Source organism: Pantoea sp. EABMAA-21, from assembly GCF_030053335.1.
Classification (GTDB): Bacteria; Pseudomonadota; Gammaproteobacteria; order Enterobacterales; family Enterobacteriaceae; genus Pantoea; species Pantoea communis.
The window spans coordinates 220,125-232,475 of the sequence record NZ_JASGBX010000008.1 but is presented as its reverse complement, the minus strand read 5'-3'; the positions used below and the strand labels follow the sequence as shown (position 1 = coordinate 232,475).

At 54.8% G+C, this 12,351-nt stretch carries 11 protein-coding genes; 3 read left to right on the top strand and 8 right to left on the bottom strand.

Going from position 1 to position 12,351, the window contains the following annotated elements; genetic code table 11:
• The first annotated feature begins 462 nt into the window (after window positions 1–462).
• Entirely contained in the window at window positions 463–1,866 is a 1,404-nt protein-coding gene (gene mdtD / locus QMZ65_RS14210) for a multidrug transporter subunit MdtD (protein ID WP_034830079.1), read from the top strand.
• On the opposite strand, the gene rbsR is transcribed toward mdtD, so the two are convergent.
• From rbsR to QMZ65_RS14175, 7 genes are all read right to left on the bottom strand, one after another.
• Window positions 1,863–2,846, bottom strand: coding sequence for a ribose operon transcriptional repressor RbsR (gene rbsR, locus QMZ65_RS14205; protein WP_097118537.1), 984 nt, complete (start codon window positions 2,844–2,846; stop codon window positions 1,863–1,865). The genes mdtD and rbsR overlap by 4 nt on opposite strands.
• A 13-nt stretch (window positions 2,847–2,859) precedes the next feature.
• The gene (gene rbsK, locus QMZ65_RS14200) at window positions 2,860–3,789 is read right to left on the bottom strand and encodes a ribokinase (RefSeq protein ID WP_160833297.1); all 930 of its coding nucleotides are present in this window, start codon (window positions 3,787–3,789) and stop codon (window positions 2,860–2,862) included.
• A gap of 64 nt (window positions 3,790–3,853) precedes the next feature.
• On the bottom strand, window positions 3,854–4,729 hold the full coding sequence (gene rbsB / locus QMZ65_RS14195) for a ribose ABC transporter substrate-binding protein RbsB (protein WP_283216209.1): 876 nt from the start codon (window positions 4,727–4,729) through the stop codon (window positions 3,854–3,856).
• Between the two features lie 27 nt (window positions 4,730–4,756).
• The gene (rbsC, locus tag QMZ65_RS14190) at window positions 4,757–5,728 is read right to left on the bottom strand and encodes a ribose ABC transporter permease (protein ID WP_034830072.1); all 972 of its coding nucleotides are present in this window, start codon (window positions 5,726–5,728) and stop codon (window positions 4,757–4,759) included.
• A complete protein-coding gene (gene rbsA / locus QMZ65_RS14185) occupies window positions 5,725–7,233 on the bottom strand; it encodes a ribose ABC transporter ATP-binding protein RbsA (RefSeq protein ID WP_283216208.1) in 1,509 nt (502 codons plus the stop codon). The genes rbsC and rbsA overlap by 4 nt, the downstream gene beginning before the upstream one ends.
• 7 nt (window positions 7,234–7,240) lie before the next feature.
• On the bottom strand, window positions 7,241–7,660 hold the full coding sequence (gene rbsD / locus QMZ65_RS14180) for a D-ribose pyranase (protein ID WP_038643989.1): 420 nt from the start codon (window positions 7,658–7,660) through the stop codon (window positions 7,241–7,243).
• Between the two features lie 170 nt (window positions 7,661–7,830).
• Window positions 7,831–8,226, bottom strand: coding sequence for a YgiW/YdeI family stress tolerance OB fold protein (locus tag QMZ65_RS14175; RefSeq protein WP_160833298.1), 396 nt, complete (start codon window positions 8,224–8,226; stop codon window positions 7,831–7,833).
• A 171-nt stretch (window positions 8,227–8,397) separates the two neighbouring features.
• Between QMZ65_RS14175 and qseB the strand changes: the two genes are divergently transcribed.
• Window positions 8,398–9,060, top strand: a complete 663-nt coding sequence (gene qseB, locus QMZ65_RS14170) for a quorum sensing response regulator transcription factor QseB (RefSeq protein WP_097118414.1) — start codon at window positions 8,398–8,400, stop codon at window positions 9,058–9,060.
• On the top strand, window positions 9,057–10,388 hold the full coding sequence (qseC, locus tag QMZ65_RS14165) for a quorum sensing histidine kinase QseC (RefSeq protein ID WP_283216207.1): 1,332 nt from the start codon (window positions 9,057–9,059) through the stop codon (window positions 10,386–10,388). The genes qseB and qseC overlap by 4 nt, the downstream gene beginning before the upstream one ends.
• 12 nt (window positions 10,389–10,400) lie before the next feature.
• Here the strand turns inward: qseC and kup are convergent, their stop codons facing one another.
• Window positions 10,401–12,269, bottom strand: a complete 1,869-nt coding sequence (gene kup, locus QMZ65_RS14160) for a low affinity potassium transporter Kup (protein ID WP_034830061.1) — start codon at window positions 12,267–12,269, stop codon at window positions 10,401–10,403.
• Window positions 12,270–12,351 lie beyond the last annotated feature (82 nt).

The following is a 12,351-nucleotide window of genomic DNA, read 5'->3' as shown; positions in this document are numbered from 1 at the left end:
TTTTACGTCCGGAGACGCTGATATCAATCCTGCGAGTGCCCACACAGATTGTCTGATAAATTGTTAAAGAGCGGTGCAATCAGCGCCTTAAGCTGCTGTTGCGAGGTGGCGTATATTACGCTTTCCTCCTTCAGAGTCAAACACTTTTTTCAGCGTTTTTCTCCGGCGGGATGAATTTCTTCACTCCCTGCTGAGCCGCCTGCGTTGCCGCTTTGCCGTCTCAGTGGTGGCGCATTATAGGGAGTTATTCGGGGCTGACAAGGGTTTATTGCAAAAAATTGACTGGGCGCTACTTTTTTAACCGAACAGGCTAAAAACAGACATTTCTCGATCAATAATCAGTCAAAAGCGCCCGTTTGGCGGCACAAATCAGCGTCACGCGTATAAGCACCAATGCTATTCTGTTAGTCCAACGCCGTTTTCTTTGTTGCAGACTGAACAATTATTAAAGAAGGACTTTCAATGATTCGCTCCGCGCGCAGTATGGCCGGCTTGCCCTGGATCGCCGCAATGGCGTTTTTCATGCAAGCCCTCGATGCCACCATCCTCAATACTGCGCTTCCTGCTATCGCCACCAGTCTCGACCGATCCCCTCTTGCCATGCAATCTGCTGTGATCAGCTATACGCTCACTGTCGCCATGCTGATCCCGGTCAGCGGCTGGCTGGCCGATCGCTTCGGCACGCGCAAAGTCTTTATCGTGGCCGTTTCACTGTTTACGTTGGGGTCTTTAGCTTGTGCACTCTCGGGCTCGCTGAGCATGCTGGTTATCTCACGCATTATCCAGGGTGTTGGTGGTGCGATGATGATGCCGGTCGCGCGCCTGGCATTGTTGCGTGCTTATCCACGCAGTGAATTGCTGCCGGTACTTAACTTTGTGACCATGCCGGGATTAGTCGGACCGATTCTGGGGCCGATGCTCGGTGGCTTGCTGGTCACCTACGCCAGCTGGCACTGGATATTCCTGATTAACATTCCCATCGGCATCGCGGGCATCTTCTATGCACGTAAATATATGCCGGATTTCACCACGCCTAAGCGCCGCTTTGATTTTGGCGGCTTCATTCTGTTTGGCTTAGGTCTGGTGCTGATATCCGTCGGTATCGAACTGTTCGGAGAGCGTATCGTGTCGCCGTGGCAGGCGGTGCTGGTGCTGTTAGCCGGTGTCGCGCTATTGCTTCTATATATAGTGCATGCACGCCGCCATCCTGCACCGCTGATCAACTTACCGATGTTTAAGACCCGAACCTTCTCGGTCGGCATCATTGGTAATATCGCGGCACGTCTGGGCACGGGTTGTATTCCCTTCCTGATGCCATTGATGTTACAGGTGGGCTTTGGTTATCCCGCACTGATAGCGGGTTGCATGATGGGGCCAACAGCGATTGGCTCGCTGCTGGCCAAATCCACCGTGACACAAGTGCTACGTCGCTTCGGCTATCGTAAAACGCTGGTCGGTATCACCATCATCATCGGCATTCTTGTCGCCAGCTTCTCACTGCAAACACCGGGTGAAAGTGTATTAATGCTGTTAGCCGCGCTGTTTGTATTAGGTATGGCGATGTCGACACAATTCACCGCGATGAACACCATCACACTGGCCGATTTGAATGATGAGAATGCCAGCGGTGGTAACAGCGTGCTGGCAGTAACGCAGCAGGTATCGATCAGCTTTGGCGTGGCCGTCAGTGCGGCGGTACTGCGTTTCTATCAGGATTTCGAGAGCACAACTGTGCAGCAATTCCACGCCACCTTCCTGACGATGGGCGTGATCACCGTGCTGTCCGCGTTTGCTTTCCTGATGCTGCGTCCCGGCGATGGCCGCAATCTGATCGCTAATCGCGAGAAAAAGAAGAAAACCGCTTAAACCGAACCGCGTTCCACCAGCTCCGGCGTCAATACCAGCGTTTGCTGGCTGGCGTCGGGATCGCTCATACGATGAATCAGCGTATCAATCGCCAGTTCGCCCAGTTCATCCTTGGGCTGATGGATGGTACTAAGCGGTGGTGTGAGATAACGTGCCAGTTCGATATTGTCATAACCCATCACCGCGATATCTTGCGGCACGCGTAATCCCGCCTGGAATAGCGCGTGATATACGCCCACTGCCATCGCATCGTTACTGGTGAAAACCGCTTCGGGTAGCAACTCAAGGGTCAGTAGCTGGTTCATCGCATTAAACCCACCCTGAAATTCGAAATCACCGTCGACCACATAGCCGGGCAACACCGGTAATCCACTGTTGGTCATCGCTTTATGGAAACCTTCCAGACGCAAACGCGCCGGGGTTTTATCCTGAGGGCCGGCAATACAGGCAATACGCGTGTATCCGCGATCGATCAGATGCTGTGTTGCCAGTTCACCGCCCAGCAGCGCATTATCCTGAATGATGTCGCCACGCCCTTCAAACGGCGCCCAGTCCATCATCACCATGGGTACGGACGGATAACGATTGAGGATCTCCGCAGAGGGAAGGTGCGTCTCGGTGCACATCATTAATAAGCCATCGACACGCTTTTGCATCAGCGTTTCGAGGCTGCGATTCATGCGCTCTTCATCGCCTTCGGTATTGCACAGAATCAGGCTGTAGCCGCGCTCGTAGCAGCTATTTTCTACGCCGCGTACCACTTCTGAATAAAACGGGTTACTGCTGGCCGTCAGTAACATGCCAATAGTGCGGGTTTGGTTGATTTTCAGGCTGCGTGCCAGCGCGGAGGGCGCGTAATTCAGCTCACGGATTGCCTGATCCACTTTTTCCCGCACCTGTTCGCTCACAAAACGATTGTTATTGATGACGTGGGAAACAGTGGAAGTGGAGACGCCCGCCAGGCGGGCGACATCTTTCATGGTCGCCAAAGGCTTAACCCTGTTGCTGCAGGAAGTTATCGATCTCAGTGCGCCACGGCACTGAGGGCTGCGCACCCGGACGCGTCACCGCAATTGCGGCGGCGGCATGGGCAAAACGCACGGCATCATGCATTGCAACACCTTCCAGACGCGCGGTAATAAAAGCACCGTTAAAAGTATCGCCCGCTGCGATGGTGTCGATAGCCTGCACGGTGAAGCCCGGAATACGCACGCCTGTGCCCTGCTCGCTCAACCACACACCACGACGACCTAAGGTAATCAAAACGGTAGAGATGCCTTTATCATGCAACGCCTGCGCCGCATGTGCTGCATCTTCATCACTTTTCACCGCGATGCCGGTCAGAATTTCGGCTTCGGTTTCGTTCGGTGTGATGATATCGATTAAGGCCAGCAGCTCATCAGACAAATGTGTGGCAGGCGCTGGATTCAGAATCACTTGCGTGGCATTGGCACGCGCAATCTTCGCTGCCGCCAACACGCTTTCCAGCGGCGATTCCAACTGCATCAGCAAGGCCTCAGCATCAGCAATCACTTGCTGATGGCGATCGACACAGGCTGGCGTCAGCGCCGCGTTAGCACCGGAATAGATGCCGATATTATTTTCACCTTCGCCATTCACGAAGATCATCGCCACGCCGGTGGCTTCGTCTGCCACGATTTCTACCGGAGCAGTATCAATACGGTCCTGCTGCAGCTGCTGGCGGATACGTTCGCCAATGTCATCTGCACCTACACAGGCAATAAAAGCGATATCCGCGCCAGCACGACCGGCCGCCACGGCCTGGTTAGCCCCTTTGCCACCAAAGGCAATCTGATACTGTTTGCCGATCACCGTTTCGCCCGGACGCGGAAAATGGGTGAGGTTCAGAATGTGGTCGGCATTGATGCTGCCAAGTACCGCCAGTTTTGCACTTGTGTTCATAGGGAGTGATCCAGAAAGTTGCGCCACCAGGACGGTGGCGCGTTGCCATGCTTTTCTTTGTTTTTTATTTGGTGACCAGCTTCAGGTCAACTGGATTAACCGACTGTACTTTTTCGCCTTTCAGCACTTTATCTGCAGTGTCCACACCAATCACGCCAATTTTATCAGGCATCTGCGCCACTGTGGCGGTCAGTTTACCGGCTTCTACCGCTTTCACACCGTCAGCGGTACCGTCAAAGCCCACCACCAGTACATCGGTTTTACCGGCAGTCTGCAGCGCACGCAGTGCACCCAGCGCCATTTCGTCGTTCTGAGCAAATACAGCCTGTACATCCGGATGCGCCTGCAGCAGGTTCTGCATCACGTTCAGACCTTTAGTACGGTCGAAATCTGCTGGCTGGCTCGCCAGGATATTAAATTTGTGCGCATCAGCAGCCTGCTTGAAGCCTTCGCCACGCTCGCGCGCTGCGGAAGTCCCGGCAATACCCTCCAGCTCGATGATTTTTGCGCCATCGCCCAGTTTCTTCGCGATGAAGTCACCGGCCATTTTGCCGCCGAAGCGGTTGTCAGAAGCCACGTGGCTCACCACGGTGCCTTGTGCCGCCACGCGGTCCAGGGTGATCACCGGAATGTTGGCCTGGTTGGCCATCTTCACGGCGTTACCCACGGCATCAGAATCCGTTGGGTTAATCAGCATCAGCTTGGTGCCACGCACAGTCAGATCCTGTACGTTCGCCAGCTCTTTCGCCGGGTTATTCTGCGAATCCAGCACCACCAGGTTATAACCCAGTTTGTCGGCTTCTTTCTGTGCGCCATCTTTCAGAGACACAAAGAACGGATTATTCAGCGTTGATACAACCAGCGCAATGGTGTCCTTAGCCATCGCGCCAGCACTGAGGGTGGCGCCAAGGATGACGGCCAATGCAGTTAACTTTTTCATTTATAGAGTCCTGTGTGAAGGTCAGAGTTATTTGCTGCTTTTGTTATCCACCAGCACCGCCAGCAGAATGACAACGGCTTTAACAATCATTTGGTAGTAAGAAGATACGCCCATCAGATTCAGGCCGTTGTTCAGGAAACCCAGGATCAGCGCGCCAATCAGCGTGCCCATAATGCGACCTTTACCGCCCGCCAGGCTGGTTCCGCCTAAGACCACCGCCGCGATGGCATCCAGTTCATAACCGGTACCTGCCGTCGGTTGCGCAGAGGAAAGCCGCGCGACTTCGATGGTGCCCGCCAGCGCCGCCAACAGACCACACAGCGAATAGACGATGATTTTGACGCGGTTAACATTGATGCCTGACAGACGTGTCGCCGCTTCATTGCCGCCTAACGCATAGATGTAACGACCGAGGCGCGTGTGATGCAGCATGTACCACGCCAGCGCGAACACCACTGCCATCAGCCACACCGGCGTTGGGATACCCAGCGGACGGCCAATACCGAACCAGCCGAACAGATCGGCGTTATCACTGAAACCGGTGTTGATCGGGCTACCGTTGGTGTACACCATGGTCACGCCGCGCAGCAGCAGCATCATCACCAGCGTGGCGATAAACGCCTGTACCTTGCCGCGCGCCACAATCACGCCGGTAATACCGCCAATCGCCGCACCCAGCGCCAGCGAAGCCGCTACTGCCACCAGCGCATTCACTTCCAAACCGACAATTGAAGCGGCGACTGCACCGGTGAGCGCCAGCAGCGATCCCACCGACAGATCAATACCCGAAGTCAGAATCACCAGCGTCATGCCGACGGCCATAATGGCGTTAACCGAGGTCTGCTGCAGGATGTTGAACATGTTGGCAACGGTGAAGAAGTTCGGGCTTTGGCTCGCCACCACGGCAATCAGCACGATCAGCGCAATCAGCGATTTCTGCTCCAGCAGCCAGGCTTTGCTAAACCAGCGACGGCTGGCGGGTAAGGTTTGGGTGCTCATACAACTAACTCCTCGCTGTGTTGCTTACCGACTGCCGCCGCCATCAGGGATTCCTGGGTAGCCTGCTCACGGGAAAATTCGCCACTCAGATGGCCTTCATGCATCACCAGGATGCGATCGCTCATGCCCAGCACTTCCGGCATTTCCGATGACACCAAAATGATGCTTAGCCCTTCGGCTTTAAACTGGTTAATTAACTGATAAATCTCTTTTTTCGCACCCACGTCCACGCCACGCGTCGGCTCATCCAGAATCAGTACGTTCGGGCGCGTCATTAATCCGCGCGCAATCGCCACTTTCTGCTGATTACCCCCCGACAGCAGGCCAATCGGCTGCTCCATTGACGGGGTTTTAACGTTGAACAAACGGATGAAGTCGCCTACTGCCAGTTGTTCTTCACTGTGTTTCAGATTACCGGTGGCATGGCTGAAATAGCGCAGCGCGGTCAATGACATGTTCTCTTTCACCGACATGCCGAGCACCAGGCCATCGCGCTTGCGGTCTTCTGAGATGTAGACGATGCCGTTGGCCAGGCCGTCCTGGGGTGATCGGGTAATAATTTCGCGACCGTTGAGCGTAACGGTGCCGTTGCTGCGAGGCAGTGCGCCGTACAGCACTTTCATCAGTTCCGTCCGTCCCGCGCCCATTAAACCGGAAATGCCAAGGATTTCCCTTTTGCGCAGGTTAAAACTGACGTTATCCACGCCCGGCCCACTGAGATTTTTAACAGTTAAACGAATATCGCCCGGTGCCTGATCAATATGCGGATATTGATCTTCCAGCTTACGGCCCACCATCATCTCGATCAGACTCTCTTCGCTGAGATCGCTCACCGCGCGCTCGGCAATAAATTGCCCGTCACGAAACACGGTGACATCATCGCAAATCTCGAAGATCTCTTTCATACGGTGCGAGATATAAACAATGCCGCAGCCCTGCGCTTTCAGTTCATTGATGACGCGGAACAGCGACAGGGTTTCGGTATCGGTCAGCGCATCGGTCGGTTCATCCATAATGATGACCTTCGACTCGAAGCTAAGTACTTTGGCGATCTCAACCATCTGCTGATCGCCAATCGATAAATCGCCCACCAGCTTATGGCTATTGAAGCGCAGGTTCAGACGATGTAATAAGGCATCCGCCTCGGCGTACATCCGGTTCCATTCGATGCGGCCAAAGCGGTTAACAAATTCGCGACCGAGGAAAATATTCTCTGCAACGGTCAATTGCGGAATCAGGTTGAGTTCCTGATGAATAATGCCAATGCCCGCTTCCTGCGACGCTTTCGGTCCAGAAAAAGCCACATCCTTGCCCAGCCACTGCAGAGAGCCCGCATCCATGCTGTAAATGCCGGTCAGCACTTTCATCATGGTGGATTTCCCCGCGCCGTTTTCACCCACCAGCGCCATCACGCGCCCCGGATAAACAGCCAGCGAAGCGCCATTCAGCGCTTTCACGCCGGGAAACGACTTTTCAATCCCTTTGAGTTGCAATAACGGTTGCATAACGACCTCAGAAGGTTACGCCAGCGCTCAGGATGACATTCGCATACGGAGAACACTCTCCGCTGCGAATGACGGCCTGACTACGCTGCGTTTCTTGTTTGAACTGTTCATGGCTGGTGTAACGGATGGTGATGACATTCCCCTGGTGCCGTTGCAAGGCATCGAGCACGGCGAGCAGTGCGCTGTGGAGTTGCGGATTGTGTTGCTTGATCTCCTCCGCCATCAGGGCGCTTTCGACTTGCATCTCCTGAGTGACAACATCAACCACCTGTAAAAATTCGGGCGTTCCCGGCGTCAACGCCAGGTCGATTCGCTGTGGTCCGGCCGGAATCGGCAAGCCCGCATCCGCAATCGTCAGCGTATCGGTGTGCCCCAGGCGGGCAATCACATGAGAGAGTTCAGCGTTTAACAAGCGACCTTTTTTCATTTCTTCCACTCCACAGCGAAACGTTTCGCTGAGCGGGAGTGTATTAAATGTGCGCGGCAACTCAATGACGTCATCACGGAAATGTGATCGCCATCGAAACGTTTCGCTTGTGCCGGGAATAATTTGAGTTTGGTGGGGGATGCGAGCCGCCTGAGCGGCTCTGAAGGGTGTTATGGCAGCTTGCGGACCTGCTTAACGTCCAGTTCAATGGAATTAAAGTCCTTATCCAGCTCGCCGGTCAGTTCAACCTGATCCTTCGGAGTGATGGTCTGTCCGTGCCAACGCTTATGGTCGATTTCCACTTTCATGTTGCCGCTACCGTCACGGAACAGATAATCCTCATCGCCGATTTGCTTATCCAGATAACCGCGCACGGTGATCCAGCTGTCATCTTTCATCTCTTCAGCCTGCTTCACTGTTACGACGCTGGTGTTATCGGCCTGGAAGCCGCCGGCGTGAACCTGAGCCTTTGGCGCACTGGGATCAACAAAGCCACCCTGCTGCGCGGCCAGAACCGGCGTCGATGCCAACATCACAATCGCAATTAACGCTGCACTCTTTTTCATTTTTCACCTCTGTTCCATGAATGTGTGGGATACGGAAGCCATTACAGCATAGGGTTCTTAACAGGATCTTAAGGGTTAAAAAAACACGAAAAATAGCCAAAATGCAGCGATTGACGCTGTACAAGCCGGTTTTGGCTTCGTATAACGACTCCTGCACTAAAGGAGAAACGCATGCGCATATTATTGATTGAGGACGACAAGCTTATTGGCGATGGCTTGAAAGTGGGGCTAACGAAACTCGGTTTCAGCGTTGACTGGTTCGTCTCAGGCGAAGCGGGATTCCAGGCCCTGCCAGCCGCGCCATGGGATGCCGTGGTACTGGATCTTTCGCTACCCGAGCGCGATGGACTGGAGATCCTGCGTCAATGGCGTGAGCAAGGCGCAGATGTGCCTGTATTGATCCTCACCGCACGTGATGCGCTCGATCAGCGCATACAAGGATTACAGTCAGGCGCTGACGACTATTTGTGTAAGCCCTTCGCGCTCGCTGAAGTCGCCGCGCGTTTACAGGCGCTGATTCGCCGCCGTCATGGACAACTACAGCCCGAGTTGAAACACGGCAAGGTGGTGATGTCGCCCAGCAGCCACAGCGTCTGGATTGACGGCGAAACCATCAGCCTGAAGAGCCGTGAACTGGCGCTGCTGGAGCTGTTTATGCGCAATCCAGGTCGCGTGCTAACCCGCAGCCAGCTGGAGGAAAAACTCTATAGCTGGGATGACGATGTCTCCAGCAACGCAGTAGAAGTGCATATTCATCATCTGCGCAAAAAGCTCGGCACAGCGTTTATTCGTACCGTTCACGGCGTGGGTTATACACTCGGTGCGGCAGAATGAGTCTATTTCTACGACTCGCCATCGGCTTTGTGCTGCTGATTACGCTGTGCGGTGGGGTGGCCAGTTACAGCGCCTGGCATCAGACCCGCGACACCGTTAATGAGCTATTCGATACCCAGCAAATGCTGTTTGCCAAACGCCTGCTGTCACTCGATCCCACCAGCTTGCACGCCGCCTCACTGCCAAAAACCAAATCCATTTTGCGCCATCACCGCGGCGATCAGGATGATGATGCACTGGCGTTTGCCATTTTCCGTGCGGACGGCCAGCCGTTGCTTAACGATGGCGAGAACGGGCGCGATATGCAGTTTGATGATAAGCGTGACGGTTTTCGCGAAGGTCGTCTGCGCGGCGACGATGAGAGTTGGCGGCTGCTTTGGCTGACTTCTGCTGATAAACAATATCGCGTGGTAGTGGGCCAGGAGTGGGAATACCGCGACGATATGACGCGCGATCTGGCACTGGCGAGTTTGATGCCGTGGCTTTACGCCATGCCTTTTATGCTGCTGATGCTGCTGGCATTGGTGTGGTTCGAATTGCGCCCGCTAAAGCGCCTGACGGCATCACTCCAGTTGCGAGCACCCGATGACGCCACACCGCTCGACGAAGCACGCTTGCCCAAAGAGGTGCAGCCGTTGGTGGCGGCATTAAACGGGCTGTTTCACCGTATGGCGCAACTCGTGCAGCGCGAGCGCCGTTTTACCTCCGATGCGGCGCACGAACTGCGCAGTCCGTTAGCTGCACTGCGCGTGCAGAGTGAGGTGATTCAGCTGGCGGATGATGACGAAGCAATGCGCAAACGGGCATTGCAGCAGCTTGATAGCGGCATCCAGCGCGCCACACGGCTGGTGGATCAACTCTTGACGCTATCAAGAGTGGAAGCGGACGATCTGCGCAGCGAATTTCAGCCGGTGCCACTGGCACCGCTGCTGCAAAAGCTTCTGATAGAACATTTTCCACAGGCCGAGGCGCAACAGATGGATCTGCAATTGCATGCACAGGCCGAACCAGTGATGAACGGTCATCCTCTGCTGTTGAATTTGCTGATGCGTAACCTGCTGGATAACGCGCTGCGCTATGCGCCGCCGGGCAGCCAGATTCAGTTCACGTTAAACGCGCGGACGATAACTATTGAAGATAACGGGTCAGGTGTTAGCGATGAGCAGCTTGCGCGCCTTGGTGAGCGTTTCTGGCGACCGCCGGGGCAAACGCAAACGGGCAGCGGTTTAGGAATATCGATTGTGAAAAACATTGCGCAACTGCACGGTATTCGCATTGCATTTAGCCATGTGCAGCCTCAAGGCTTGCGCGTCACCTTGAGTTGGTGACGCGCTTAATCCTTAAATCTCGACTTGCGTGCCCAGCTCGATCACGCGATTAGGCGGGATTTCAAACTGATCCGGCGCACGCAGCGCATTGCGTTGCAGCGCAAGGAACAGTTTGCCGCGCAGACGCAGATACCACGGGCGATCGCCAATAATCAGCGATTCATGGGACATGAAGAATGAGGTTTCCATCATGCGGCAGTTGAGACCTTCCAGCCCGCAGCGGTGGAAAATTTCTTCCACGTTCGGGGTCTCACGCCAGCCGTAGCTCGCCACCACGCGCCAGAACGTCGGCGACAGCTGTTCGATGGTAACGCGACGCACATTGTGCACGTAAGGCGCATCCTCAGTACGTAGCGTCAGCAGTACCACACGCTCATGCAGCACTTTGTTGTGCTTGAGATTATGCAGCATGGCAAAAGGGATCACGTTCAGGGCACGCGACATATAGACTGCGGTGCCCGGCACGCGTACCGGCGGAGATTTCTCCAGCGAAGCGATCATCGCTTCAAGCGAATTGCCGTGCTCATGCATACGACGCAACAGGCGGAAGCGCTCGCTTTTCCAGGTGGTCATCACGATAAACATCATCAGTGCCAGGGTCAGCGGCAGCCAACCGCCGGAGAACACTTTGACCAGGTTTGCCGAGAACAAGGACACGTCAATACACAGCATGCCAATCAGAATCAGCACCACCAGATAACGGTTCCAGTGCCAGTTCTGAATTGCCACCGTGGAGCAGAGAATCGCAGTCAGCACCATGGTGCCGGTGACTGCGATGCCGTAAGCCGCCGCCAGGTTGCTGGAGTGTTCAAAGCCGACAATCACGATCACCACGGAGAAGTAGAGCAGCCAGTTGATCACTGGAATATAAATCTGGCCCGACTCTTCTTCCGAGGTATGCACAATACGCATCGGCGGCAGATAGCCTAAACGCACCGCCTGACGCGTTAACGAGAACACGCCAGAAATCACCGCCTGCGAGGCGATAACCGTGGCCAGCGTCGCCAGAATCAGCATGGGAATCAGCATCCAGTCTGGCGCCAGCAGGAAGAAGGGGTTTTTGATCGCTTCGGGATGTTTAAGTAGCAGCGCGCCCTGACCAAAGTAGTTCAGCACCAGCGAGGGCAGCACCACGATAAACCAGGCAAGACGAATCGGGAATTTGCCGAAGTGACCCATATCCGCATACAGCGCTTCCACACCGGTAATGGCCAATACCACCGCGCCGAGCGCAAAGAACGACACCGTTTTGTACTGGATAAAGAAGTGCATCGCCCAATACGGGTTCATGGCATGCAGCACATCAGGGTTACTGATGATGCTACGCGCGCCCAGCACGGCCAGAATGATAAACCACACCAGCATCACCGGCGCAAACAGCTTACCCACGATGCCGGTACCGTGCTTCTGAATCACAAACAGCAGCGTCAGCACTGCAATCGCAAGCGGAACGATATATGCATCAAGGCTCGGTGCCGCAATCTCCAGCCCTTCAATCGCCGACAACACCGAGACGGCGGGCGTGATCACCACTTCACCATAGAAGAAGCTGCCACCAATCAGCCCCATGATGACAAGAATCGCCGTTGCACGTGCGCCGGTATTGCGCCCGGCCAGTGACATCAAGGTCAGGATCCCACCTTCACCGGCGTTATCGGCACGCATCACGTAGCTGATGTATTTCAGTGATACCACCAAAATCAGCAACCAGAAGATCAGCGAGAGAAAGCCAAATACCGCTTCGCGTTCTACACCAAAGCCGAACTGACCGGAGAGACATTCACGCAAAGTATAGAGCGGGCTGGTACCGATATCGCCATACACCACGCCAATCGCGGCGAGTGTGACTGCGCCAAGGGACTGCTTCTTATCCGAGCTCATAAGTTGTCTTTTGTTGGAGCCGATGAGGCACTTGCCTACCGCTCAGGCCATCAAAAAGCGCACAGTATGCACATATTCCCAA

Coding starts and splice junctions, on each gene's coding strand:
- mdtD (WP_034830079.1), top strand. CDS start 463: ATGATTCGCTCCGCGCGCAGTATGGCCGGCTTGCCCTGGATCGCCGCA.
- rbsR (WP_097118537.1), bottom strand. CDS start 2,846: ATGAAAGATGTCGCCCGCCTGGCGGGCGTCTCCACTTCCACTGTTTCC.
- rbsK (WP_160833297.1), bottom strand. CDS start 3,789: ATGAACACAAGTGCAAAACTGGCGGTACTTGGCAGCATCAATGCCGAC.
- rbsB (WP_283216209.1), bottom strand. CDS start 4,729: ATGAAAAAGTTAACTGCATTGGCCGTCATCCTTGGCGCCACCCTCAGT.
- rbsC (WP_034830072.1), bottom strand. CDS start 5,728: ATGAGCACCCAAACCTTACCCGCCAGCCGTCGCTGGTTTAGCAAAGCC.
- rbsA (WP_283216208.1), bottom strand. CDS start 7,233: ATGCAACCGTTATTGCAACTCAAAGGGATTGAAAAGTCGTTTCCCGGC.
- rbsD (WP_038643989.1), bottom strand. CDS start 7,660: ATGAAAAAAGGTCGCTTGTTAAACGCTGAACTCTCTCATGTGATTGCC.
- QMZ65_RS14175 (WP_160833298.1), bottom strand. CDS start 8,226: ATGAAAAAGAGTGCAGCGTTAATTGCGATTGTGATGTTGGCATCGACG.
- qseB (WP_097118414.1), top strand. CDS start 8,398: ATGCGCATATTATTGATTGAGGACGACAAGCTTATTGGCGATGGCTTG.
- qseC (WP_283216207.1), top strand. CDS start 9,057: ATGAGTCTATTTCTACGACTCGCCATCGGCTTTGTGCTGCTGATTACG.
- kup (WP_034830061.1), bottom strand. CDS start 12,269: ATGAGCTCGGATAAGAAGCAGTCCCTTGGCGCAGTCACACTCGCCGCG.